Genomic DNA, 23,207 nt, shown 5'->3' with positions numbered 1-23,207 from the left:
AAAGACCATGCGAGACGGCTGGAACCGTCTCGCTGCTACGCTCGAGGGATATGCTCTTGCTAACCAAGAACAAAATCCGGGAATCCCATAGCCCCTTGTGGGAGAGGGTGGACACGGCGCGGAGCGGCGAGACGGGTAAGGGAAGGGGTCTCTATCCGCGTGCACATCAGTTTGAATTCGCCGAGAGATACCCCTCATCCGGCGCTTCGCGCCACCTTCTCCCACAAGGGGAGAAGGAAAAAGGAACGCAAAGAAATGGCCCCGCTAGGGGCCATTTCAATATTGCGTTGCGCATTAGTCCCAGTGGCGGTGACCGCGCTTGACCACGACGACACGGTCGTGATGGTGCCAGCCACGATGCCAGCCATAGTCGCGATGCTCGCGGAATTCAGCGCGGGAGCCGTAAGGGCCGTGATGACCGTGCTTGACGATCACGGTCTCCGCACTTGCCAGCGTCGGCGCCGCAACGACGAGCGCGCCCAGAGCGGCAACGACATAACCAAGCTTCTTCATGATGTCCTCCTCCAACGTAATGCAATTGAGAACGGCGCATACGTGCGGAACGTTCCGGAGCAACGTGAAGAGATTTCTGAATGGATATTCAGGATGAGAACGATCGTTAATCGCAGCGCTGTTGTGGAGGCGTCGGCGCGCCAGTCTTGCCTGGCGGCCCGAGAGAATCTTCTAGGCGCGTTTCTCCACATTGGCGCTGCGGGCCGGCACGCCAAACTCCTTGCGGCAGACTTCGGCCAGCACGGCGACGCCGTCGCGGATCTGCTGATGCGAAGGGCTCGCAAAGCACAGCCGCAGGCGTGAGCCTGAGTGGCTCTTGTTGGTCGACCATTCCGGCCCCGGATTGATCGAGACACCGGCGGCAAGCGCAGCCTGATAGAGCTTGAGCGCATCGACCTGGTCGGGCAGCTTCACCCAGAGGAAGATGCCGCCCTTGGGCGCCTCGAATTCGGCCGCAGTCCCGAACTGCTCGTTGAGAGCTTCCATCAGCGTGTCGAGCTTGGTGCGCAGCACTTTCGCCAGCGCCGGCACGTGGCTGGCGAAATGCGGCTTGCAATAGGTGGCGAGCACCATCTGCTCCAGCGCGCCGGAGCCGGCGTCGGTCTTCAGCGCCAGCATCCGCGACATCACATCCCAGGGCGCCACAATGAAGCCGACGCGCAATGCCGGCGCGATCGACTTCGAGAACGAGCCGATATGGATCACGCCGCCATTTTTGCTCAAGGCGTGGATCGCGGGCGGTCGCTGCCCGGACCAGACCAGGTCGGCATAGCAATCGTCCTCGAAGACAGGCACGCCATATTCGGTCGACAACCGCAGCAACTCGAGGCGGCGTGTCTCCGGCATGATGCTGCCGGTCGGATTCTGCACGGTCGGAATGGTGTAGATGTATTTCGGCCGGATGCCGCGGCTCTTCAGGTCGGCCAGCGTCGAGGCCAGGGCGTCCATGCGCATGCCGTCGTCGTCGAGCGGAATGCCGATGGTGTTGACGCCCAGCCGCGTCAGGCGGTTCAGCGCACCCTGATAGCTCTCCTGTTCGACGATCACGGTGTCGCCGCGCGTCAGCAGCGTATTGTTGACGAGGTCGAGCGCCTGGAGCGAACCGGAGACGATCAGGAGATCGTCGACCGTGCAGCTGATGCCGGCATCGCGCTTCAGCTTTGTCACCAGGAATTCGCGCAGCGGCAAATAGCCCTGCGGGCCGTGGGCCAGCCCGTAGGTGGCGAGCGAGCGGCCCTCGCGTTTCAAGGATTGATTGGCAGCCTCGATCAGATCGTCGAGCGGCAGCTGCTCGGAATCGTTATTGCCGCCGACAAAGCTGTATCTGGCAAGGCCGGTCCAGCGCGCAGCGGGGGCCGGCAGCCCTGCGGGAAACAGGGGCGCGAAATCGAAGCTGGACGTCATGGGAGCGTTCCTCGTTATTTTTATTGAGCGGCCGGCCTGGTGCCGACCGGGCGCCGCGATTTCGATGATGTCATCATGCCAGTGTTTTGCCCGACGCGTCAAATAAAATTCGTAAAATCCGTATCCGTGTCGCGCGGGACCAATAAGCCACTGATTTTGCAGATCCGGCTACTGTGCTGGGGTTGTTTTCGAACTTTTCGATCTGCAGCACTCACTCGAAGCGGCGGCCGTAGCCGCCCTCGATGCGAGCTTCACTTCTTGCCGGCCGGCCTGGTCGGGCGACCCTGACTGATGAAAGCGTAATGCGCATTGGCGACGCCGCCAACCATCAACGCCTCGACCACCGGTTCGGTGATCTCGCCCGTGGCGGCCCAGTCGACGATGAAATTGGCCCCGGTCCCGCCGCGCACATCGTCGGTCGGAATGAAGATCGAGACGGTGGCGAGCGGCTTCACGGCGACCGGCGCCTTCAGATAGCTCTCGACCTGTTTTCCTGCGGTGTCGAAATAGGCGATGCGCCGGACCACCAGCGCTTGCGTCTCGGAGGCGTTGTGGACGCTCAGCGTCACCGAAAAATCGACCCGCAGCTTGCCCTGGCTCATCGCCACGCTGGAATAGGCCGGCACGTAGAAGCCGCCGGAGACCGCGAGCTCCTCCTTTGGCAGCGCCGTGAACGAATCGGCGAAGGCCTGTTCGAAGTTCACTTTGGGCTGCGCGGCCGCCGGCTCGGCGAAGGCGAGGGGGCATAGCAGCATTGCAGTGGCAAGGCCGGCCCGCATGTGACGAATTGCTCGCTTGCCGCGCTGCAGCCGGTCTCTAGGGTGCGGCAAAACGGACCGATCTGGCATGCACGAGCTCATTCGCGACATCACTCTCTGTATTCTGTTTGCCTGGATGCTGGGCCTGCTCGCCCATTTTTCCCGGCAACCGCTGATCCTGGCTTACCTTATCGCCGGCTTCTGCATAGGTCCATTCGGTGCCGGCTGGGTCAAGTCGCAGGAATCGATCAGCGTCATCTCCGAGCTCGGCCTGATCTTCATGCTGTTCATGATCGGGCTCGAGATCGACCTGAAGAAGATCGTGCGGGCGGGCAAGGTGATCCTGTTCGCGGCCGGCGGCCAGCTGATCGGCGGCTGCCTGCTCGGCATCCTGTTCTTTGCCGGCATCGGGCTCTCGCTCGGCGGCGGCCATTTCGACGCGCTCTATCTCTGCATTGCCTGCGCGCTCTCCTCAACCGTCATCATCGTCAAGGTGCTCTACGAGAAGCGGGAGCTCGACACCTTGCCCGGTCGCATCACGCTTGGCGTGCTGGTGCTTCAGGACATCTTTGCCATCCTGTTCCTGGCGGTGCAGCCGAGTCTCGCAAACCTGCAAGTCGGCGTCATCCTGCTGTCGATCGGTCGCGTCGCAGTGCTGGTCACGGCCGCGCTGCTGGTCAGCCGCTATGTGCTGCCGCGGCTGTTCCACCAGATCGCCCGCCGGCCCGAGCTGATCCTGCTCGGGGCGCTGGCCTGGTGCTTCCTCGTCGCCGAGACCGCCGAGCAGCTCTCGCTTTCGCGCGAGATGGGCGCGCTGATCGCCGGCGTCTCGCTCTCGACCTTTCCTTACGCGCTCGACGTCACGGCCAAGGTCACGACGCTCCGCGACTTCTTCATCACGCTGTTCTTCGTGGCGCTGGGCATGACCATTCCCGTGCCCGGCCTCTCGGTGATCGGGCTGGCCTTGATGATTGCCGCGTTCACGGTGGTGAGCCGCCTCGTCACCACCTTCACGCCGCTCTATCTGCTGAAGCAGGGTCTGCGCGCGAGCCTGCTGCCCGCGATCAATCTGGCGCAGATCTCCGAGTTCTCGCTGGTGGTGATCCAGACTGGCGTCGGCGACAATCACATCGCAGCCGAGACGGCGAATGCGGCCTCGTTCGCCTTCGTGGTGCTGGCCGTGCTCTCGACCTTCGTCATGACCCGCAGCGACGAGATCACCCGCTGGGCCATCGGCCCGCTCAAGCGGATCGGCTTGCGCGACCTCGACCACGGCAACGGCCACGCCGAGGAGGCGGGCGAAGGCGGCCACGGCGAGGCGCGCCGCATCGTCATTCTCGGCTTTTTCCGCAGCGCGAGCGCCCTGCTGGCCGAGATCGAACGGCAGGCGCCGGTGCTGCTGGAGCAGATCACGGTGATCGACTTCAACCCCAATGTGTACCAGACCCTGCTTTCACGCGGCCTGCACGTGATCTATGGCGACATCAGCAGCGCCGACACGCTGCTCCATGCCGGGATCGGCAAGTCCGAGATGATTATCCTCAGCGTGCCGGACGCGCTGCTGAAGGGCGCCAGCAACGAGAAGCTGGTTCGCCATGTCCGTACCCTCAACCCCAAGGCCCTGATCGTCGCCACCGCCGATCTCCTGTCCGACGTCGGCGAGCTCTATGCGGCTGGCGCCAGCTATGTCACCGTGACCCGGCTCAGCGACGCTCATGAATTGTTTACGGTGATCGAGGCGGCCCAGGCCGGCCTGTTGGCCGACAAGCGCGCAGAGCTCGATGCTCGGCTCGGCGAGCGGCGCGAAGTGCTACCCTGACAGCCTGGCCGCCTTCCGCCCGGGCTGCCGGCGCCTATATCCCTGGTATCTTCGGTGCAAGCCTCGTTAGCAGGCTGGCCTCCGGACATATGCGGTTGCGTCCGGGACACTAGCGCTGGGGCCCAAGTCCAGCTAAGGCGTCCGGCTAAGCCTCCGGCCCATAACCGATAGAGATTGGGACATGCCCGATACCGTTCAGGAAGTTTTGCAGGCCTTTGCCCGGGGCGAGCTCGTCGTCGTGACCGACGACGAGGATCGTGAGGGCGAGGGCGATCTGATCGTCGCCGCCTCGTTCTGCACAGCGGAAAAGATGGCCTTCATCATCCGCCACACCTCCGGCATCGTCTGCGCGCCGATCACCACCGAGGACGCGCGGCGGCTGCGGCTCGATCCGATGGTGGCCCACAACGATTCCGCCCACACCACAGCCTTCACGGTCTCGATCGACTACAAGCCCGACGGCGGCACCGGCATCTCGGCCGAGGAGCGCGCCTCTTGCTGTCGTGCGCTGTCCAATCCCAATGCCGGAGCCAACGACTTCGCCCGTCCGGGCCACATCTTCCCGCTGATCGCCAAGGATGGTGGCGTGCTGCTGCGCTCCGGCCATACCGAGGCCGCGGTCGATCTCTGCAAGCTCTCGGGCCTGCCGCCGGTCGGCGTCATCAGCGAATTGATGAACGACGACGGCAGCGTGATGAAGGGCGAACAGGTCGCCCAGTTCGCCGCTAAGCATAAGCTCAAGCACGTCACCATTGCCGACATGATCGCCTATCGCCAGGCGCGCGAAAAGCTGATCGAACGGGTCTCGACCTTCACCACCGAAAGCCCGATTGGGCCGCTCCAGGGCTATGCCTACCGCTCGCCGTTCGATTCCATCGCCCATGTCGCCTTCGTCTACAATGGCGTCGGCGATGGCAAGAACGTGCTGACGCGCTTTCACAAGCCGAACATCGTCAAGGACACCTTTACCGGCCACAAGCGCATGGCGGCCGTGCTCGAGCACTTCAAGAAGTCCGGCCGCGGCGTGCTGGTTTATCTGCGCGATGGCGCGGCCGGCGTCCCAGTGGCCCCGCTACCCGATGAGAGCGCGACTGAGGCCGATCGCAACCGCCAGTGGCGCGAAGTCGGCGTCGGAGCGCAGATCCTGCGCGATCTCGGCGTCACCTCGATCCGTCATCTCACCTCGTCGGTGCATGACTACAAGGGCCTCTCGGGCTTCGGCATCGAGATCGTCGCCAACGAGCAGCTTGAAAGCTAGCGCTGTCATTCCGACAGCCGCGACACGCATCCCCGGGATTCACGCAGACCCGTATTTCTGCAACGCAATTGCACTTGTTGCCGCGGCGCACTAGTTTGTCCGGCAATTTTTAGACGGAACCAGACCGAAAGGACGTTTCATGAGCGTGCGCCCTCAGACCAAGGACAAGCCGGCTGCGGCTTCCTTCCAGTGGGACGATCCGTTCCTGCTCGATGAGCAGCTGACCGAAGACGAGCGCATGGTGCGTGACACCGCCCGCGCCTACGCCCAGGACAAGCTGCTGCCGCGCATCACCAAGGCCTATCTCGAAGAGACGACCGACCGCGAGATATTCAACGAGATGGGCGAGCTCGGCCTGATCGGCATCACGCTGCCGGAGGAATATGGCTGCGCCAACGCGAGCTACGTGGCTTATGGCCTCGTCGCGCGCGAGATCGAGCGGGTCGATTCCGGCTATCGTTCGATGAATTCGGTGCAGTCCTCCCTGGTGATGTACCCGATCTACGCCTATGGCGACGAGAACCAGCGCAAGAAGTACCTGCCGAAGCTCGCCAGCGGCGAGTGGGTCGGCTGCTTCGGCCTGACCGAGCCCGATGCCGGCTCCGACCCCGGCGGCATGAAGACCCGCGCCGAGAAGGTCTCCGACGGCTATCGCCTGACCGGCAGCAAGATGTGGATTTCGAACGCGCCGATCGCCGACGTGTTCGTGATCTGGGCCAAATCGGCCGAGCACGACAACCAAATCCGTGGCTTCGTGCTGGAGAAGGGCATGAAGGGCCTCTCTGCGCCGAAGATCGGAAGCAAGCTCAGCTTGCGCGCTTCCATCACCGGCGAGGTCGTGATGGACGGCGTCGTGGTGCCGGAAAGCGCGCTGCTGCCCAACGTCTCCGGCCTGAAGGGTCCGTTCGGCTGCCTCAACCGCGCCCGCTACGGCATCTCCTGGGGCGCGCTCGGCGCCGCGGAGGACTGCATGCATCGCGCCCGCCAGTACACGCTCGACCGCAAGCAGTTCGGCAAGCCGCTCGCCGCGACCCAGCTGGTGCAGAAGAAGCTCGCCGACATGGAAACCGAGATCGCGCTCGGCCTCCAGGGCTCGTTGCGAGTCGGTCGCCTGATGGACGAGGGCAAGTTCGCGCCCGAGATGATCTCGATCATGAAGCGCAACAATTGCGGCAAAGCTCTCGACATCGCTCGCGTCGCCCGCGACATGCACGGCGGCAACGGTATCTCGGCCGAATACCACGTGATGCGTCATGTCCATAACCTCGAGACGGTCAACACCTACGAGGGCACCCACGACGTGCACGCCCTGATCCTGGGCCGCGCGATCACGGGCATTCAGGCGTTTTTCTGAGCGCCCTGTATTCCGTGGTGGTTGCCTTGCTCCGCTGTCATCGTCCGCGAAAGCGGACGATCCAGTATCCCAGGGACCTCGCCTTCGCCTCGGGCGCCGCGGCGTACTGGATACCCCGCTTTCGCGGGGTATGACGAGAGTATGGGGGTACGTACAGGAAGTGCCATGTCCGACAACGACGATGTTCCGTTCAACCGCAACTTTCCGCTTAAAGCCGGTGTCGTCGAGGAAGTCCGCCCCGGCGTGCGGCGGGTGCTCTGTAACAATCCGAGCCCGTTCACCTTCACCGGTACCGTCAGCTACATCGTAGGCACCGGCAACGTCGCGATCATTGATCCCGGTCCCGACGATGAGGCTCATGCGGCTGCGCTGCTCGACGCCGTGCGCGGCGAGACGGTGAGCCATATCTTCGTCACCCACACCCACCGCGACCACTCGCCCAATACACCGCGCGTCAAGCAGGCAACCGGGGCGCCGGTTTATGCCGAGGGCCCGCACCGCGCCTCGCGCCCGCGCTTCGAGAGCGAGAAGCACAATCCGGAATCCGGCTCCGATCGCGACTTCGTCCCCGATATCAGGATCGCCCATGGTGACGTCGTCGAAGGCGCCGGCTGGCGGCTCGAGGCCGTGGCGACGCCCGGCCATACTGCCAACCATCTCGCCTTCGCCTGGCCCGAGCGAAAGTTCAACTTCGTCGGCGATCACGTCATGGGCTGGTCGACCTCGATCGTGGCGCCGCCCGACGGCTCGATGATCGACTACATGGCGTCGCTCGACCGGCTCGCTGCGCGCGCGGAGGATCTGTATTTCTCCGGCCACGGCCCGGAGATCCCGGAGGGCCAGCGCTACGTGCGTTTCCTGATCCGCCACCGCAAGGCGCGCGAGGCCTCGATCCTGCACCGCCTCGCCAAGGGCGAGACGGATATCCCGACCATGGTGCGCGCGATCTATATCGGCATCGATCCGCGGCTGACGGCGGCCGCCGGCTATTCCGTGCTGGCGCATCTGGAGGACCTCGTCGCACGCGGCATTGTCGCGACGGACGGCGATCCCGTGATCGGCGGGACGTATCGGATGGCCTAAGGGCGAATAGCGAATAGCGAATAGCGAATAGGCAGCCGTCCCATTCGCTATTCGCTACTCCCCATTCGCCGATCTCACTTCTTCACCGTCTTTGCGGGCGCCTTCGGCGGCACGACCGGGGTCTTCTTCACCGGCTTCAGCGCGTCGGCTTCGGCTGCGGTGTTGAGGTCGTCGATGAATTTCGTCACGCGCGCGGCGTTGCTGCCGAGATCGCTCTCGAAATAGCGCGAGGCGGAGCGGATGTCGACGCGTGAATCGTCGCCGTCAGGCACGACCCTGATCGAGACGTCCTCGCGAAAGCCCATGATCGGCGTGCGTGCCACCGCCTCGATGCGGCCCATGCGGCGCGGCGGCTGCGGCTCGCGTTCGTCGATAACGGTCCATTTGCGCTTGATGACGAGCTGGCGCGCGATCGCATAGGCGCGGTCAACCGGGATCTCGAGCTCGATCGGCTCGATGTCGGGATAGAACTGGCGCTGCTGCTCGGCCGAATAGAGACCGGCATAAACGGCGGTGTTGGTGCCATCGCCGGTGCGCAGGCGCGACAGCGCGTCGAAGCGCGGCGGGTCGATCGGGTCGGTGGTGATGTCGTGGATCGGCGGCAGCTTGCGGTACAGCAGAGCCTGATACGCGGGATAGGCGAGGATCGCCCCGTCGATCAGGAAGGCGAGCAGGATGCGCGCCATGCCGCGCGAGCCGTTCTGCCAGATCGCGGCAAAGCCGGCGAGGCCGAACAGGATGGAAAGCCCGGCAATCGCGAGGCCGCCGAAGAACGTGGCCAGCGCCGGCTTCATCTCCAGGAAGTCGAAACGGACGATGATGGTCGACACCACCACCGTCACCACCGCGAACACGGCCAGATTGCGCGCCCAGCTCGCGAGGCTGGACACGGGCTCCGACTGATAGGGAGCGGAAAACCTGCGGGCCATTGGGTGAGCTCTGCCGGGGTCTTGGGGCTTGCCGGCCGATTTGGCGCGACGTCGAGCCGTTGAGACCACGGCCCGGTGGCAAATTCAAGAGTTCCGCAGGCTCTTGCATGGTCGTGCCCGGGCTTGACCCGACCATCCACGCCTTTCTTGCCGCCTGGACGTCGACGCCCGGGGAAAAGCCCGGGCATGACGGTGATCGCGATTTACGCCGCCGCGTTCGGGAAGCGATAGTCCTTGAACTGGTCGCGCAGCGCGGTCTTCAGGATCTTGCCGGTCGCGGTATGCGGGATGCCGTCGACGAACGCGACGTCGTCCGGCATCCACCATTTGGCGATCTTGCCGTCCATGTACTTCAGGATGTCGTCACGCGTGGCCTGCTGGCCCTGCTTGAGCTGCACGATCAGCAGCGGCCGCTCGTCCCATTTGGGGTGGAAGACGCCGATCACCGCAGCCTCCGCCACGGCCGGGTGGCCGACCGCGAGGTTCTCGAGGTCGATCGAGGAGATCCACTCGCCGCCGGACTTGATCACGTCCTTGGAACGGTCGGTGATCCGCATATAGCCGCCCTCGTCGATGGTCGCGACGTCGCCGGTATCGAAGAAGCCTTCCTCGTCGAGGATGTTGGCATCGAGACGGAAGTAGGCCTTGGCCACCGCCGGGCCCGAGACTTTGAGGCGGCCAAAGGTCTTGCCGTCCCAGGGCAGTTCCTTGCCGGCATCATCGGTGATCTTCATTTCGACCGCGAAGGGCGCATAGCCCTGCATCTGAAGCACGTCGAGCCGCGCATCGCCGATCGCGTTGTGGAACGGTGGCTTCAGCGCCGAGACGCTGCCGATCGGGCTCATCTCGGTCATGCCCCAGGCGTGACGGACGTTCGAGCCCATGTCGAGGAAGGCCTTGATCATCGAGCGCGGCATCGCCGAGCCGCCGCAGATCACCATCTTCAGGTCCGGCAGCTTCAGATTATTGGCGGTCATGTGCTGGAGCAGCATCAGCCACACCGTCGGCACGCCGGCGGTGTGCGTCACCTTCTCGGTGGAGAGCAGCTCGTAGACCGAGGCGCCGTCGAGCTTGGGCCCGGGCATCACCAGCTTGGTGCCCTGCGAGGGCGCGGAGAAGGCGATGCCCCAGCTGTTGGCATGGAACAGCGGAACCACCGGCAGCATCGTCTCAGAGGCACTGGTGCCGAGCGCGTCGACATTGTTGGCCATCAGCGCGTGCAGCACGTTGGAGCGATGCGAATACAGCACGCCCTTCGGATCGCCGGTCGTGCCAGACGTGTAACACATTGCGGCCGCCGTGTTCTCGTCAAAGTCCTTCCATTTGAATTTGCCGTCGGCCTCGGCGATCCAGTCCTCGTAGGCCACGACGTTCTTCAACGTGGTCTGCGGCATATGCGCCTTGTCGGTGAGGATAACGTAGCGCTCGACGCTCGGCAGCTTGTCGGCGAGCTTCTCGACGACCGGCACAAAGGTGAGGTCGACCATCACGATGCGATCCTGCGCATGGTTGATGATCCAGGCGATCTGCTCGGGGAAAAGCCGGGGATTGACGGTATGGCAGATGGCGCCGATGCCCATGATGCCGTACCAGACCTCGAGGTGGCGCCAGGTGTTCCAGGCGATCGTGGCGACGCGGTCGCCGAGCTTGATGCCGTCGCGCTCCAGCACCTGCGAGACCTTGAGCGCGCGTTTGTGGATTTCGGCGTAGGTGGTGCGATGGATCGGTCCCTCGACCGATCGCGTTACGACCTCCTGCTTGCCATGAATCCTGGCGGCGTGTTCGATGATCCGGTGGCAGAGCAGGGGCCAATCTTGCATCAAGCCGAGCATTCAGGCGTTCCTCCGAGAAGTCGCTGGGCGCGTTTTCGCTCTCAGCGCAGGGCCAAAGAATTGTCATGAGTTTTAGCCTGCCGGACTTTCGCCGCAAATGGTCTTGTCGCGGCAATATGTCCGCCCGCGCGGCAATGGTTACCGCCGCGCTCGGGCTAACGCTTGTGCTCGCGGATCGGGCAGAGGCGCGAAACTATGCTGCGCCGCTCGATATCTTTGGTTTTGGTACACCTCGGCCGCGCCGGAGCGTCCATTCCGCCAAGATACCGCTACCAAAGCCTCGTCCCGCGGAGGCACCCAAAGCGACGGACGAGGCCGCGCCGGAGGCCGACGGCAAGCCTTCCCCGGATAAACCCACCAAACCGGCCGAGGCCGCGCCGCCACCCGAGAAGCAGCTCTCGGCCTGCCGTATTGCGCTGACCGAGGAGATCGCGGTCGCGCCGTCCATTCCCGATATCCATGGCCCCGGCGCCTGCGGCGGCGAGGATCTGGTGCGGCTGGAAGCGATCGTGCTGCCGGACAGGCGCAAGGTCGCGGTCAAGCCGGCGGCAATCCTCCGCTGCACCATGGCATCAGCGATCGCCGATTGGGTCCGCGCCGACATGGTGCCGCTGGCCGCGAGCCTCGGCTCGACCATCACCGACCTCGACAATTTCGACAGTTTTGAGTGCCGCGGTCGCAACCGCATCGTCGGCGCTATGCTGTCCGAGCACGGCAAGGCCAACGCGCTCGACGTGCGCTCGCTCAAGCTTGCCAACGGCCAGTCGATCGGCCTGACCGACCGCGCGCTGTCGCGCGACGTGCGCGAGCGCGTGCTGCATTCGGTCTGCTCGCGCTTTTCCACGGTGCTCGGCCCGGGCTCGGACTGGTACCACGAGGACCACATCCACCTCGATCTCACGCAGCGGCGCAACGACTACCGAATCTGCCAGTGGAACGTCTGGGACCCCTTGCCCCAGGTCGCGCCCCAGCTGCCCGCCGAGCGTCCAGAGGAGGCGCCGCCCCGCGAGGTCGCAGCCACCAAGGATGGTGCAAAGGACGGAGCGAAGGATGAGGCTGACGATCAGGAGAGCGCGAAACCTGCCGCGCCGCCGGACAAGCCGGCAGCCGGCTCCGGCAAGAGCAAGCCGGCAACGAAAAAGCGCCGGTAAAACTGGCGCTTTTCAAAACCTTCAGATCACGCGGAGATCAATTAGTTGCTGGTCTGATAACCGCCGCCCTGGAGCGCGAGCCGCGAGTTGTACGGCGAGTCGCCGTGCTTCGGCTCGAGCACCACGACGATGGTGCCGATCTTGACGCGGCTGTAGAGGTCGATTGCGTCCTCGTTGGTCAGGCGGATACAGCCCGACGAGATCGAAGCGCCGATATATTCAGGCTGGTTGGTGCCGTGAATGCGGAACAGCGTGTCCTTGCCACCCGAGTAGAGGTACATGGCGCGCGAGCCCATCGGATTGTCCGGGCCCGGAGCGACGAAGGTCGGTACGCCAAGGCGCGAGATCTCGCCGGGCGTCGGGTGCCAGGCCGGCCATTCCGTCATGCTGCCGACCTTGGCGATGCCGGACCAAGCCATGGCCTCTTCGCCGACGGTGATGCCGTAGCGGATCGCCTTGCCGCCATCCATCACGTAATAGAGGTAATGGTTGTCGGAATCGACCACGATCGAGCCCGGCGACTCCTTGCGGTGATAGTCGACGATGGCGCGACGGAACGGCTCTGCCACCGGCGTATTCTCGTACCGGATCTTGGCGAGGAGTTCCTTGTCCTTCGGCTTGAAATTCTGCGTGTTGGTGGCTTCGAAATGCGTGGCCTGCATGCAGCCCGATAGCATGAAGCCGGCAGCCAAAATTCCCAACATAACTCTCAGCGACGACATGGTTTGGTTCCAATCGAACAATACCGCGCAGGTCCTGAGCGTAGTACCCAAGGCCTTCGACTCCGTTGATTTCATTATCGTTGAAATCTGCCACAATTCCAGCGTTTAGGGGCTTTTCCCGCGCTGCGAGACCCAACCTGTGGCTTTTTTGCCGCAAGTTTTGCGCCCTTGGGCCGGTTTTTGGGCAGGAAATGCCGAATTGTCGATTCCATGCCACGGTCGAGCCGCGTCGGCGCCACAAATGCAAACGCTCCGTTAATGTGCTTGTCATCATGAACTTGTCAGAATCGCGCTAAGCGCTGTCAATCTGTCGCAGGCTTCGCTGGAGTTGTTGATGTTTTCTGTGTTCGTTCCGACCGACTCCTCCCTGAAGAAGGCCGTTGTCGATGACCTCGCGGCGGTACCGGAGCACGCGGTGTGGATCGATCTGGTCAATCCGACCGCAGCCGAGGACAAGGCCGTCGAGAAGCTGTCCGGGATCGCGATCCCCACCCGGGAGGACATGCAGGAGATCGAGATCTCCAGCCGCCTCTATATCGAGAACAGCGCCCGCTACATGACCGCGACGCTGATGTGCCACTCCGATACCGACATGCCCCGGACCACGGCAGTGACCTTCATCCTCGGCGACCATCGCCTGGTCACGGTGCGCTACGATCAGCCCAAGCCATTCGCCCTTGTCGAGGCCAAGCTGGCGCGGTCCTGCACCCCGGGGATCACCGGCGAGATGGTGCTGATGGAACTGCTGGATGCCGTCATCGACCGCTGCGCCGACATTCTGGAACGCTGCGGCGCCGAGATCGACCAGGTCTCGCACGACATCTTCGAGCCCGAGAGCGAGCGTCACGGCCACGCCAAGCAATATTCGCAGATCCTGATCTCGATCGGCCGCAAAGGCGATTTGACCTCCAAGGTTCGCGAGAGCCTGGTATCGATCGGCCGCGTCGTCACGTTCCTGTCCGCGGTGGTGGAGGGCGTGAAATGGTCAAAGGACATGCGCGAGCAGCTCAAGACCATGCAGCGCGACGTCGTCTCGTTGACCGACCACGCCTCCTATCTTTCCAGCAAGATCACCTTCGTGCTCGACGCCATGCTCGGTGTCGTCAATCTCGAGCAGAACAACATCATCAAGCTGTTTTCGGTCATGGCCGTTGTCCTGATGCCGCCGACGCTGATCGCCTCGATCTACGGCATGAACTTCAAGTCGATGCCGGAACTCGAATGGACGCACGGCTATCCGTTTGCGCTGGTGCTGATGCTGTTCGCAGCGATCGTTCCGTACTGGATCTTCAAGTGGAAGAAGTGGCTCTGAGCCGGCCTGCGCTCCGAAAATAGTGACCGAGACCTTACGCCGGTCGTAGAGACAGGGCTGATGGTGTCGCAGAATAGAGCGTCATTGCGGCTATGCGGTGATGCGTGTGCTGTGCCCCAATTCCTCCGGTAAAATTTGAGCAGTGGGCTGAACGTTTGCGCGAAACTTGTCTGCGATAAGCAACGGGTTAGCCGCGAGGAACAGCCATGGTTGAAAAACAGATAACGACGCCCCGCAACGTCATCAACCTGACGAGCTATCGTCAGGCCGTGGCGAGCGGCAAGGCGCCGTCGTTGTCGGCACGCATGTGCCGGCACTGTGGTGCTCCGCTGCTCGATGGCGAGAACGATGACGATTGCTCGACTGCATTCAACGCAGCCGCCGCTCCGCGGCTGCGCGAACGGTCGCGTCGGATTCGCCTGGATTGAGGAGTGGAAGGAAGGGCGGGCGATCCAGTCTTGCGGCGGCGTTGTCTGGATCGCCTGGCTTCCCGCCTTTCGCGGCAAATTATCTAGCGCTTCACGATTTGCGCCGTCGAGACGATGGTCTCGGCGATCGCGCCGTCGCGGCTGAACGATGCCAGATCGCTCTCGACGTCGTGCAACATCGCTTCGACGTTGTCGCCCAACGCTTCCGGAGAGGACGACGAATAGGTGAGGGTGCGTTGTGCCAGGTCCTGCATGCTGACGATGTGGCGGGTCTCGACCGTGACGAGCTCGGTGGGTGCAAAGGCGCTGCCGCGGAAGAACGCGGGAAGGTCGCGATGGGTCCGCGTGCCCCGGCCGGCTGCCTCCCAGAGATTCGCGGGTGACCAGCGGCGGCGAATCTCGTTGTAGCCATCAAGCCATGGGTTGCGGCCGTCGGTGACCGAGAACGAGGCGCAGATCACGATCGCGCCGTCGCGCGCGACCAGTCCATCCAGCCGCGCGAGCGTCGCGTCGCGATCCATCCAATGTAGCGCACGGCCGATCGTGACGATGTCGAACGTGCCGATCTCGGAGGCGAGCGTCTCGGCCTTGCCTGCGATCAGCGTGAGCTCTTGCCCTGCGCGCGCCGCCGCTTGTCGCGCAGCCTCGAGCATCGCGATTTCAGGGTCGACGCCGACGATACGGCCGACATAGGGTGCGAAGCCCAGCGCGAGCAACCCGGGGCCGGTACCCAGATCGATCAAGGCGCATCGTTCGGAGAGGCCGAGCTTCTGCGCGACGCTGCGAAAGAACGCGCCCGGGTAGGGCGGCCGCAAGTGCTCGTAAGTTGGCGCCGTGCTCGCAAACCGGCCCATGCGTTACCTGACCTAGACGTGCTGGCCGCCGTTGATGTGGATCTCGGCGCCGTTGACGTAAGAACTGGTCTCCGTGCACAGCACGTAGATGATCTTGGCGACCTCGTCCGGTGTGCCGAGGCGATGCATCGGAATCTGCTGCTCGACGATCTTCTCGGTGCCCGGCGACAGGATCGAGGTGTCGATCTCGCCCGGCGCGATCGCGTTGACGCGCACGCCGACGCGGCCGAAGTCCGAGGCCATCTCGCGCGTCAGGGATGCGAGCGCAGCCTTCGAGGTCGCGTACGCCGCGCCTGCGAAGGGATGCACGCGCGAGCCCGCGATCGAGGTGACGTTCACGACCGAGCCCTTGGCCGCCTTCAATTCGTCGATCAAGCCCCGCGCGATCATGATCGGCGCGAAGAAGTTGACGTGGAAGACGTGCGTCCAGGTGTCGAGGTCGGTGTCGACCGAACCGAGCCTGGAGCCGCCTGGACCTTTCGGCGAGATCGCGGCGTTGTTGACCAGCGCGTGCAGCATGCCGCCCTCGAGGCGGTCGCGGATGTCGGAGATCGCGCGCGTGGTGTCCTGGGGATTGCCGAGATCGACCTGGATGTGGTCCTCGGGGCCCGCATCCCACGGGCAATCTTCGGGGAAGGGATGCCGCGAGCAGGTGATGACGCGCCATCCCGCCGACGAGAAGCGGATCACGGTGGCGTGGCCGATACCGCGGCTAGCTCCGGTCAGAAGTAGCGTGCGGCGCGGCGCATTGGACGAATGCGGCATGGACATCTTTCAGGTCGGCCCAAGATTCGAGACAAGATTCGAGACAAGGCTCAAGGATACATCCGCGTCTTGGACCACTTCTGGCCGGCCACGTCACGGCGAAATTCGATGCGGTCATGCAGACGGAATGGGCGATCGTGCCAGAACTCGATGCGCACCGGCGTGACGCGCCAGCCGCTCCAACCCGGTGGCCGCGGCACTTCGCCGATGACATGCTTGGCGGCGACCGTGGCGATGGCCCGCTCGAAGGCGAAGCGGCTCTCCAGCTCTTGCGACTGCTTGCTGGCCCAGGCGCCGATCTGCGCCTGCTTCGGTCGCGTCGCGAAATAGGCGTCGGCCTCGGCATCGGTCACCGGCGTCACGTTGCCGCGGATGCGGACCTGACGGCGCAGCGACTTCCAGTGAAAAAGTAAAGCCGCCTTAGGATTTGCGGCGAGTTCGCGGCCTTTTTGGCTTGCGATGTGACTGTAGAAGACAAAACCTTCGGTATCGAAGCCCTTCATCAGCACCATGCGCACGTCGGGCAGGCCGTCGGGATCGACGGTTGCGAGCGCCATGGCGTTCGGATCGTTCGGCTCGCTCTTGATCGCCTCGTTCAGCCAGGCCTCGAACAGCGCAAAAGGCTCGTCGGCGGCGGTGAAATCACCGGATGTTAAGGGTGTCTGGTGTTTCATCGAGGTCGTGTCGGTCATGTCTGGAGTCCGAATTGCGTCCCGCGGCCCAAAGCGCGCTGTTGTCTGCTACTGCCCTATATAGGGCATGGGGACGCGTTGGCCTATCGGCGATGCGGCCGTCGGGCCTTGCCATGACGATGATTTTGATCGGGCTCGGCGCCGGCGGCTGCAGTCTGCCCCGAACTGACACCAATGCCTACGCCAAGGCCGACGACAACGACCTCACCGGCTCGATCGCACGGCCGGCCAAGGACGCCCCTCCGACCGAGACCGATCTCGCCTTCGCCCGCAATGCAGCCTCCGACGTGTTGAGCAAGGGCGACAAGGATGCATCCCAGCACTGGGAGAATCCTGAAACCGGCGCGCGCGGCTCGGTGACGCCGATCGCGCAATCCTACGCCGCCGAGGACGGCCGCAAGTGCCGCGATTTCCTGGCGAGCTACGTCAACGGGACGACCGAAAGCTGGCTCCAGGGTGCCGGCTGCCAAAGCAGCCGTGGCCGTTGGGAGATTCATACGCTAAAGCCGTGGCGGAGCTGAGCATGATCCGGAAAAGTGGAGGCCGGCTTTCCGATAAGATCGTGCTCCAGACTTAGAGATTCGGCTCGACTGACTAGTTGCAAAAATGCCACTCGCCCCCACATGTGGCTCAGATGGGGGCGGGCAGCCCCTTTCGACATTTCGTATTCCCAAGAGGAGACGTGACGGATGCGCGACCCCTATGAGGTCTTGGGGGTGCCGCGGAGCGCTAGCGCTGCCGCGATCAAGAGCGCCTATCGCAAGCTGGCCAAGAAGCATCATCCCGACAGCAACAAGGATGATCCCAAGGCCGCCGAGCGCTTCTCCGAGATCAATTCGGCCAACGAGATCATCGGCGACGAGGACAAGCGCAAGCAGTTCGACCGCGGCGAGATCGATGCCGAGGGCAAACCGCGCTTCCAGGGCTTTCCGGGCGGCGGCGGACCGCGCGGTCGCGCGGGTCCCGGCGGGTTCGAGAGCTACAATTTCCGTGGCGGCGGGGCAGGCCCCGGCCAAGGCGCGGGCGCGTTCGAGGACATCCTCAACAGCATGTTCGGCGGCGGGATGCGCGGTGCGCGCCCTGGGGCCGGCGGCGGTGCCCAGTTCGAATTCGACACCGGCGGGATCGGGCTCGATCTCGACGTCAACGTCGCCATGTCCGTCTCGCTGGAAGAATCGGTCAAGGGTGGCGAGAAGCGCGTCCGGCTGCCGAATGGCAAGGAACTCAACGTCAAGATTCCGGCGGGCGTCGTCGAGGGTCAGCAGATCCGGCTGCGCGGCCAGGGCGAGACCGCCCAAGGCCATCCGCCCGGCGATCTCCTGATCACCATCAGCATCGCCCCGCACCCGTTCTTCAAGATCGAGGGTGCCGACCTCAGGATCGACCTGCCGGTCACGCTCTACGAAGCTGTGCTCGGCGGTAAGGTCCGCGTGCCCACACTCGGCAATGCCGTGGAACTGTCGGTCCCGAAAAACACCTCCAGCGGCCGGACCTTCCGACTCAAAGGTAAGGGCCTGCCGAAATCTGGCGGAACCGGGGATCTCTTCGTTACCATCAGGATTATGCTACCGGACGGGAACGACGCCGAGCTTGAAGCATTGATGGAGAAGTGGCGGGACCAACACCCCTACAATCCACGTAGCGGGCTTGGTTAGGGCGAGATCCAACCGGAGGGGTTCTCCTACGGTCTAGCGCATCTTCCAGCAGATGATGCTCATCATACGCCTGAGGCGCGGTAGCGCTTCTCGGCTCGTATGCTCGACGTGTCGGATGTCCGGCGGGGCAGCCGATAAAAAGGTGCGGCCTCGAGAGGGGGACCAGCGCGGTACCAAAAACCCCAATCGAGGCCGCCCGCGTCGATCGGCGGATCGAACGCTGCTCATATTCGCGTGAACACCCGGTGCGATAATGAGACGCACACATGTCTTGATTCGAAATTTTCAATGACGGAATCGAGGCACGGCGCGGTTTGAAGGACGCCCAAGCGAAGCTTGAGATATGGCGGGTTGTTCAGCCGCCGGTTTTCTCGGCTTGGTCGTACACCGCCTGCGCCACCTTGGTCAGGCGATCGCGGTCGGCGCCGCCGCCGCTGACGACGTAGCCGACGCCGCGCTCGGCCCAGAACAGCGCGCCATCCTTGTCCGCCTTGGCGTAACGCATCTGCGTTGCGCCGCTCTCGGTCTTGGCGGTGTAGATCGTGTAGCGCTCGCCCGAGGCGCCCTCATACATCAGGAAGGACGCCGGCCCGTTCGGCCCCGGCAGCAGCCGGCCGCCGACGAGCTTCAGCCCGCTCCCCTCCAGATTGGGGGCGAACACGGTCCAGCCGCAGCGCCGGGTCAGCCAGGCCTGGAGGTGGTCGCGCTCGTTGCCGCCGACCTCGACGGGATGGCGGACCTCGACGACATAAAGGCGGTGGGCATCGAGCGCATCCGCCGTAAAGCTCTGGAAGGTCGAGGGCGCGTTGGCGGCGCCATGCGCCACCCAGCCGGCCGCGCCGCCGGCGATGAAGGCAACCAGCGTGGCGGCGACCGCGCCGTAGAGCCATTGCCGTGGACGGCGCTCCAGCCGCTCGAGCTCCAGCCGGACCGGCACCGGCTCCCGGGCGACGTTGTCGTAGCGGGCATGCAGCATCTCGGCCATGGCGCGCCAGGATTGCACCCGCTCGGCATCCTCAGGATGTGCGGCAAGCCAGGCCTCGACGTCGGCGCGGCGCTCGGTCGGCAACTCGCCATCGACAAAGGCGTGTAGCTCGTCTTCGGTTACGGGAATATTGCGGTCGTTCATATCGGTCGTCTCTGGCTCTGCGGCCCAAAATATCTGACGCGGTTCAACTGCGCTGCTTCTCTCTCCGTGCAGCGGACGTGGTATGCGCGATGCATCAATCCTGCCATCATTTCACCCGCCTGAGCGCCGGGCGCTCGCCCTCCAGCGACGCTTTAACGTGTGCGCGGGCGCGGGCCAGGCGGGACATGACGGTGCCGATCGGCACGCCCTGGATGTCGGCGACCTCGCGGTAGCTCATGCCCTCCAGCATTACCAGGAGCAGCACCGAGCGTTGCTCCTCGACCAACGTCGAGAGTGCACGTTCGATGTCACGTCCTTCCGCCTCCGTCCCGCTGGCATCCGGGTTGTTCTCCGTCAGCTGCATGAATTGCGGCCGCCTTGCCAGCGAGCGCCGCCGGTTCTTGTTGAGGTTGGTCAGGATCGTGTAGAGCCAGCTCCTGACGTCGCCTCCGAGAAACAATCGCTCCGAACGCAACGCACGCACCAGCGTATCCTGCACCAGATCGTCGGCCGCATCCGCATCGCGCGTGAGCGCGCGGGCGTAGCGGCGCAACGCCGGGATCATGGCTTCCACGCTCTGGCGAAACGCACTCATTGCCGTCTAGACGTCCTTCACATCAGGCGCGAGCGCCTCAACGATCATAACACCCGAACGGAACGGCTATTCCGGCGCTCGAAACAGCGTTAACGCCGCGTATTAGGACTGTACCGCAGGGGAGGGCTGGTGTACCTCCAGACGCTAACGAGAGCTACAGGACGTTAGCAAATGGCGCAGAATTCAGGACTGATGCAAGGACTGATGCAAGGCAAGCGCGGGGTGATCCTCGGCGTTGCCAACAACCGCTCGATCGCCTGGGGCATCGCCAAGGCATGCCAAGCGGCCGGCGCCGACATCGCACTCACCTATCAGGGCGATGCGCTGAAAAAGCGCGTCGAGCCGCTCGCCGCCGAACTCGGCGCGCTCGTGCTCGGCCATTGCGACGTCACCGATGCCGCGACCATCGATGCTGCCTTCGATGCCCTCAAGGAAAAATGGGGCAAGATCGACTTCGTCGTGCACGCGATCGCCTATGGCGAACAGCTCGACGGCCGCTATGTCGACACCACGCCGGAAAACTTCTCCAAGTCGATGCTGATCTCCTGCTACTCGCTCACCGCGCTCGCGCAGCGCGCCGAGAAGCTGATGACCGACGGCGGCTCGATCGTCACGCTCTCTTATTACGGTGCCGAGAAGTGGATGCCGCGCTACAACGTGATGGGCGTGGCAAAGGCCGCGCTCGAAGCCAGCGTGCGCTATCTTGCGGCCGATCTCGGCGAGAAGGCGATCCGCGTCAACGCGATCTCGGCCGGCCCGATCAAGACGCTGGCATTCGCCGGCATCGCCGATTCACGCCTGCTCTTGAAATATAACGAGGTCAACGCGCCGCTGCGGCGGAACGTGACGATCGAGGAGGTCGGCGACAGCGCAGTGTATTTCCTGTCGGACATGTCGCGCGGCGTTACCGGCGAAGTCCACCATGTCGATTCCGGCTACAACGTGCTGGGCATGATGCGACCCGATGCGCCGAAGGACTGACCACGACCAGCAATGCCCGTGCCCACGATCTATTACCTTCGCCACGGCGAGACCGAGTGGAATGCGCTCGGCAGGCTCCAGGGCATCAAGGACATTCCGCTGAACGCGCGCGGGCGCGATCAGGCCGTGCAAGCCGGCGGCATTCTCGCCGATCTCTTCAAGCGCGACGGCCGCGACAAGGCCGCGTTGCCCTACGTGTCGAGCCCGCTCGGGCGTTCGCGCATGACCATGGAACTCATGCGCGGCAAGCTCGAATTGCCGCCTGCCGACTACGCGCTGGACGATCGCCTGCGCGAGATCGGCTACGGCGTCTGGGAAGGGCTGACGCTGGCGGAGAGCGAGGCGACCGATCCCGACATCTATGCCAGGCGCCTCGCCGACAAATGGACCGTGGGGCCCGCGGGCGGGGAGACCTACGCCGATGTGCAGGTCCGCGTGCGCGCCTGGTACGACGAGCTCCGGACCGACACCGTCGCGGTCGCCCACGGCGGCACCTGCCGGGCCCTGATGGTTTCGCTCGGCCTGGAGACGCCGGCCAGCGCCGCCGAGCTCTATATCGAGCAGGGCGCCGTCTACGTGTTCCGCGATGGCCGGCTGGACAAGTATAGTTAGCCCGGCTCGTCGCCCCGCCCTCCGCCGTCATGCCCGGGCCTGTCCCGGGCATCCACGGACTTTCTCGTTGTGACCAAGAACGTGGATGGCCGGGACAAGCCCGGCCATGACGGCCGTCGGTATATTTGACCCATATTTCAGGGCGAGCTAAGTCAGCACTGACTTACCAGCCAGCGAGCAGCGATGTCCTTCAACACCTTCGGCCACATGTTCCGCGTCACCACCTTTGGCGAGAGCCATGGGGTGGCAATTGGCTGCGTGGTCGACGGCTGCCCGCCGATGATCCCGCTCACCGAAGCCGACATCCAGGGCGACCTCGACCGCCGCAAGCCCGGCCAGTCGCGCTTCACCACCCAGCGCCAGGAGCCGGACCAGGTCAAGATCCTGTCCGGCGTGATGGCGCATCCGGAGACCGGAGTGCAGGTGACGACGGGCACGCCGATCGGGCTTCTGATCGAGAACACCGACCAGCGCTCGAAGGACTACTCGGAAATCAAGGACAAGTTTCGTCCCGGCCATGCCGACTTCACCTACGAGGCGAAGTACGGCCTGCGCGACTATCGCGGCGGCGGGCGCTCCTCGGCGCGAGAGACGGCGACGCGCGTCGCCGCCGGTGCGATCGCGCGAAAAGTGCTGCCTGACATCAAGGTGCGTGGCGCGCTGGTGCAGATGGGCCCGCACAAGATCGACCGCGACAAGTGGGACTGGGACGAGATCGCCAAAAATCCGTTCTTCTGTCCGGACAAGGACAAGGCAGCGTTCTTCGAGACCTATCTCGACGGCATCCGCAAGAGCGGCTCCTCGATCGGTGCCGTGCTCGAGATCGTCGCCGAAGGCGTGCCGCCCGGCCTTGGTGCCCCGATCTACGCAAAACTCGACTCTGATCTGGCGGGTGCGATGATGACCATCAACGCCGTGAAGGGCGTCGAGATCGGCGCCGGCTTTGGCGCGGCCGAGCTCACCGGCGAAGAGAACGCCGATGAGATGCGCACCGGCAATGATGGCACGCGCTTTTTGTCCAATCACGCCGGCGGCGTTCTGGGCGGCATCTCCACCGGACAGCCGATCGTGGTGCGCTTTGCGGTGAAGCCGACCTCGTCGATCCTGCAGCCGCGTCTCACTGTCGATCGGCAGGGCGCCGACACCGAGATCATGACCAAGGGCCGCCACGACCCCTGCGTCGGCATTCGCGCCGTCCCCGTTGGCGAAGCGATGATGGCCTGCGTGCTGGCCGATCATTTCCTCCGCGACCGCGGGCAGGTTGGGCGCTAGAGCGTTAGCCCATCTGACTGAATCGTTGGGGATTCACAAATCAGCGTTTTGGTGATTCAAGCTACCCGCCGGGACGGGAGGCCGGCGGG

At 64.1% G+C, this 23,207-nt stretch carries 23 protein-coding genes; 12 read left to right on the top strand and 11 right to left on the bottom strand.

Annotated features, from left to right (window positions below; genetic code table 11):
* Positions 1-294: 294 nt before the first annotated feature.
* From ABID58_RS36430 to ABID58_RS36420, 3 genes are all read right to left on the bottom strand, one after another.
* Positions 295-513 carry a hypothetical protein gene (locus tag ABID58_RS36430; RefSeq protein ID WP_354037661.1) on the bottom strand — a complete coding sequence of 73 codons (219 nt, stop codon included), beginning with the start codon at positions 511-513 and terminating at the stop codon, positions 295-297.
* Positions 514-684: 171 nt separating this feature from the next.
* Positions 685-1,917 (bottom strand): aminotransferase-like domain-containing protein, encoded by a 1,233-nt coding sequence (locus ABID58_RS36425; RefSeq protein ID WP_354037660.1) that lies wholly within the window; start codon positions 1,915-1,917, stop codon positions 685-687.
* Between the two features lie 251 nt (positions 1,918-2,168).
* Positions 2,169-2,696: a DUF3124 domain-containing protein gene (locus ABID58_RS36420; RefSeq protein ID WP_354037659.1), complete on the bottom strand. Its 528-nt coding sequence runs from the start codon at positions 2,694-2,696 to the stop codon at positions 2,169-2,171.
* A 67-nt stretch (positions 2,697-2,763) separates the two neighbouring features.
* Here ABID58_RS36420 and ABID58_RS36415 point away from each other — a divergent pair, with 67 nt between their 5' ends.
* The 4 genes from ABID58_RS36415 (at position 2,764) to ABID58_RS36400 (ending at position 8,189) form a co-directional block, all read left to right on the top strand.
* A complete protein-coding gene (locus tag ABID58_RS36415) occupies positions 2,764-4,494 on the top strand; it encodes a cation:proton antiporter (protein ID WP_354037658.1) in 1,731 nt (576 codons plus the stop codon).
* A gap of 181 nt (positions 4,495-4,675) precedes the next feature.
* Complete coding sequence (gene ribB / locus ABID58_RS36410) at positions 4,676-5,752, top strand: 3,4-dihydroxy-2-butanone-4-phosphate synthase (protein WP_148752604.1); 1,077 nt, start codon at positions 4,676-4,678, stop codon at positions 5,750-5,752.
* Between the two features lie 139 nt (positions 5,753-5,891).
* Positions 5,892-7,106, top strand: a complete 1,215-nt coding sequence (locus ABID58_RS36405; RefSeq protein WP_148752603.1) for an acyl-CoA dehydrogenase — start codon at positions 5,892-5,894, stop codon at positions 7,104-7,106.
* A 165-nt stretch (positions 7,107-7,271) separates the two neighbouring features.
* Positions 7,272-8,189: an MBL fold metallo-hydrolase gene (locus ABID58_RS36400; protein ID WP_354037657.1), complete on the top strand. Its 918-nt coding sequence runs from the start codon at positions 7,272-7,274 to the stop codon at positions 8,187-8,189.
* Between the two features lie 74 nt (positions 8,190-8,263).
* On the opposite strand, the gene ABID58_RS36395 is transcribed toward ABID58_RS36400, so the two are convergent.
* Positions 8,264-9,118, bottom strand: coding sequence for a DUF1499 domain-containing protein (locus ABID58_RS36395; protein ID WP_354037656.1), 855 nt, complete (start codon positions 9,116-9,118; stop codon positions 8,264-8,266).
* A 203-nt stretch (positions 9,119-9,321) separates the two neighbouring features.
* Positions 9,322-10,950, bottom strand: a complete 1,629-nt coding sequence (locus ABID58_RS36390) for a fatty-acid--CoA ligase (RefSeq protein ID WP_148752600.1) — start codon at positions 10,948-10,950, stop codon at positions 9,322-9,324.
* Between the two features lie 65 nt (positions 10,951-11,015).
* On the opposite strand from ABID58_RS36390, the gene ABID58_RS36385 reads away from it, so the two are divergent.
* Positions 11,016-12,101, top strand: coding sequence for an extensin family protein (locus ABID58_RS36385; protein WP_354037655.1), 1,086 nt, complete (start codon positions 11,016-11,018; stop codon positions 12,099-12,101).
* A gap of 41 nt (positions 12,102-12,142) precedes the next feature.
* Here the strand turns inward: ABID58_RS36385 and ABID58_RS36380 are convergent, their stop codons facing one another.
* Positions 12,143-12,823, bottom strand: coding sequence for a L,D-transpeptidase (locus ABID58_RS36380; RefSeq protein WP_148752598.1), 681 nt, complete (start codon positions 12,821-12,823; stop codon positions 12,143-12,145).
* Between the two features lie 334 nt (positions 12,824-13,157).
* Between ABID58_RS36380 and ABID58_RS36375 the strand changes: the two genes are divergently transcribed.
* Both ABID58_RS36375 and ABID58_RS36370 read left to right on the top strand, forming a co-directional pair.
* The gene (locus ABID58_RS36375; protein WP_148752597.1) at positions 13,158-14,135 is read left to right on the top strand and encodes a magnesium transporter CorA family protein; all 978 of its coding nucleotides are present in this window, start codon (positions 13,158-13,160) and stop codon (positions 14,133-14,135) included.
* A gap of 206 nt (positions 14,136-14,341) precedes the next feature.
* Positions 14,342-14,563 carry a hypothetical protein gene (locus tag ABID58_RS36370; protein ID WP_354037654.1) on the top strand — a complete coding sequence of 74 codons (222 nt, stop codon included), beginning with the start codon at positions 14,342-14,344 and terminating at the stop codon, positions 14,561-14,563.
* A gap of 83 nt (positions 14,564-14,646) precedes the next feature.
* Here the strand turns inward: ABID58_RS36370 and ABID58_RS36365 are convergent, their stop codons facing one another.
* From ABID58_RS36365 to pdxH, 3 genes are read right to left on the bottom strand one after another with little or no spacing between them, the layout of a single operon-like run.
* Positions 14,647-15,417: a class I SAM-dependent methyltransferase gene (locus tag ABID58_RS36365; RefSeq protein WP_354037653.1), complete on the bottom strand. Its 771-nt coding sequence runs from the start codon at positions 15,415-15,417 to the stop codon at positions 14,647-14,649.
* Between the two features lie 12 nt (positions 15,418-15,429).
* On the bottom strand, positions 15,430-16,182 hold the full coding sequence (locus tag ABID58_RS36360; protein ID WP_148752594.1) for an SDR family NAD(P)-dependent oxidoreductase: 753 nt from the start codon (positions 16,180-16,182) through the stop codon (positions 15,430-15,432).
* A gap of 50 nt (positions 16,183-16,232) precedes the next feature.
* On the bottom strand, positions 16,233-16,874 hold the full coding sequence (gene pdxH / locus ABID58_RS36355) for a pyridoxamine 5'-phosphate oxidase (protein WP_148752593.1): 642 nt from the start codon (positions 16,872-16,874) through the stop codon (positions 16,233-16,235).
* Positions 16,875-16,987: 113 nt separating this feature from the next.
* Between pdxH and ABID58_RS36350 the strand changes: the two genes are divergently transcribed.
* Positions 16,988-17,395: an RT0821/Lpp0805 family surface protein gene (locus ABID58_RS36350; RefSeq protein ID WP_187434996.1), complete on the top strand. Its 408-nt coding sequence runs from the start codon at positions 16,988-16,990 to the stop codon at positions 17,393-17,395.
* A gap of 168 nt (positions 17,396-17,563) precedes the next feature.
* Positions 17,564-18,529, top strand: a complete 966-nt coding sequence (locus ABID58_RS36345; RefSeq protein WP_354037652.1) for a DnaJ C-terminal domain-containing protein — start codon at positions 17,564-17,566, stop codon at positions 18,527-18,529.
* Positions 18,530-18,884: 355 nt separating this feature from the next.
* On the opposite strand, the gene ABID58_RS36340 is transcribed toward ABID58_RS36345, so the two are convergent.
* The gene (locus tag ABID58_RS36340) at positions 18,885-19,658 is read right to left on the bottom strand and encodes an anti-sigma factor family protein (RefSeq protein WP_354037651.1); all 774 of its coding nucleotides are present in this window, start codon (positions 19,656-19,658) and stop codon (positions 18,885-18,887) included.
* Between the two features lie 106 nt (positions 19,659-19,764).
* Complete coding sequence (locus tag ABID58_RS36335; protein ID WP_128953175.1) at positions 19,765-20,253, bottom strand: sigma-70 family RNA polymerase sigma factor; 489 nt, start codon at positions 20,251-20,253, stop codon at positions 19,765-19,767.
* Positions 20,254-20,424: 171 nt separating this feature from the next.
* Here ABID58_RS36335 and fabI point away from each other — a divergent pair, with 171 nt between their 5' ends.
* From fabI to aroC, 3 genes are all read left to right on the top strand, one after another.
* Entirely contained in the window at positions 20,425-21,234 is an 810-nt protein-coding gene (fabI, locus tag ABID58_RS36330) for an enoyl-ACP reductase FabI (protein ID WP_148752589.1), read from the top strand.
* Between the two features lie 12 nt (positions 21,235-21,246).
* The gene (locus ABID58_RS36325; protein WP_354037650.1) at positions 21,247-21,846 is read left to right on the top strand and encodes a histidine phosphatase family protein; all 600 of its coding nucleotides are present in this window, start codon (positions 21,247-21,249) and stop codon (positions 21,844-21,846) included.
* 183 nt (positions 21,847-22,029) lie between these two features.
* Entirely contained in the window at positions 22,030-23,118 is a 1,089-nt protein-coding gene (aroC, locus tag ABID58_RS36320; protein WP_354037649.1) for a chorismate synthase, read from the top strand.
* The last annotated feature ends 89 nt before the right edge of the window (positions 23,119-23,207 follow it).

The sequence above is a fragment of the Bradyrhizobium sp. S3.2.6 genome (assembly GCF_040546885.1).
Lineage (GTDB): Bacteria > Pseudomonadota > Alphaproteobacteria > Rhizobiales > Xanthobacteraceae > Bradyrhizobium > Bradyrhizobium cytisi.
The sequence above is the reverse complement of the archived record's forward strand: the minus strand, read 5'-3'. Positions and strand labels throughout refer to the sequence as shown.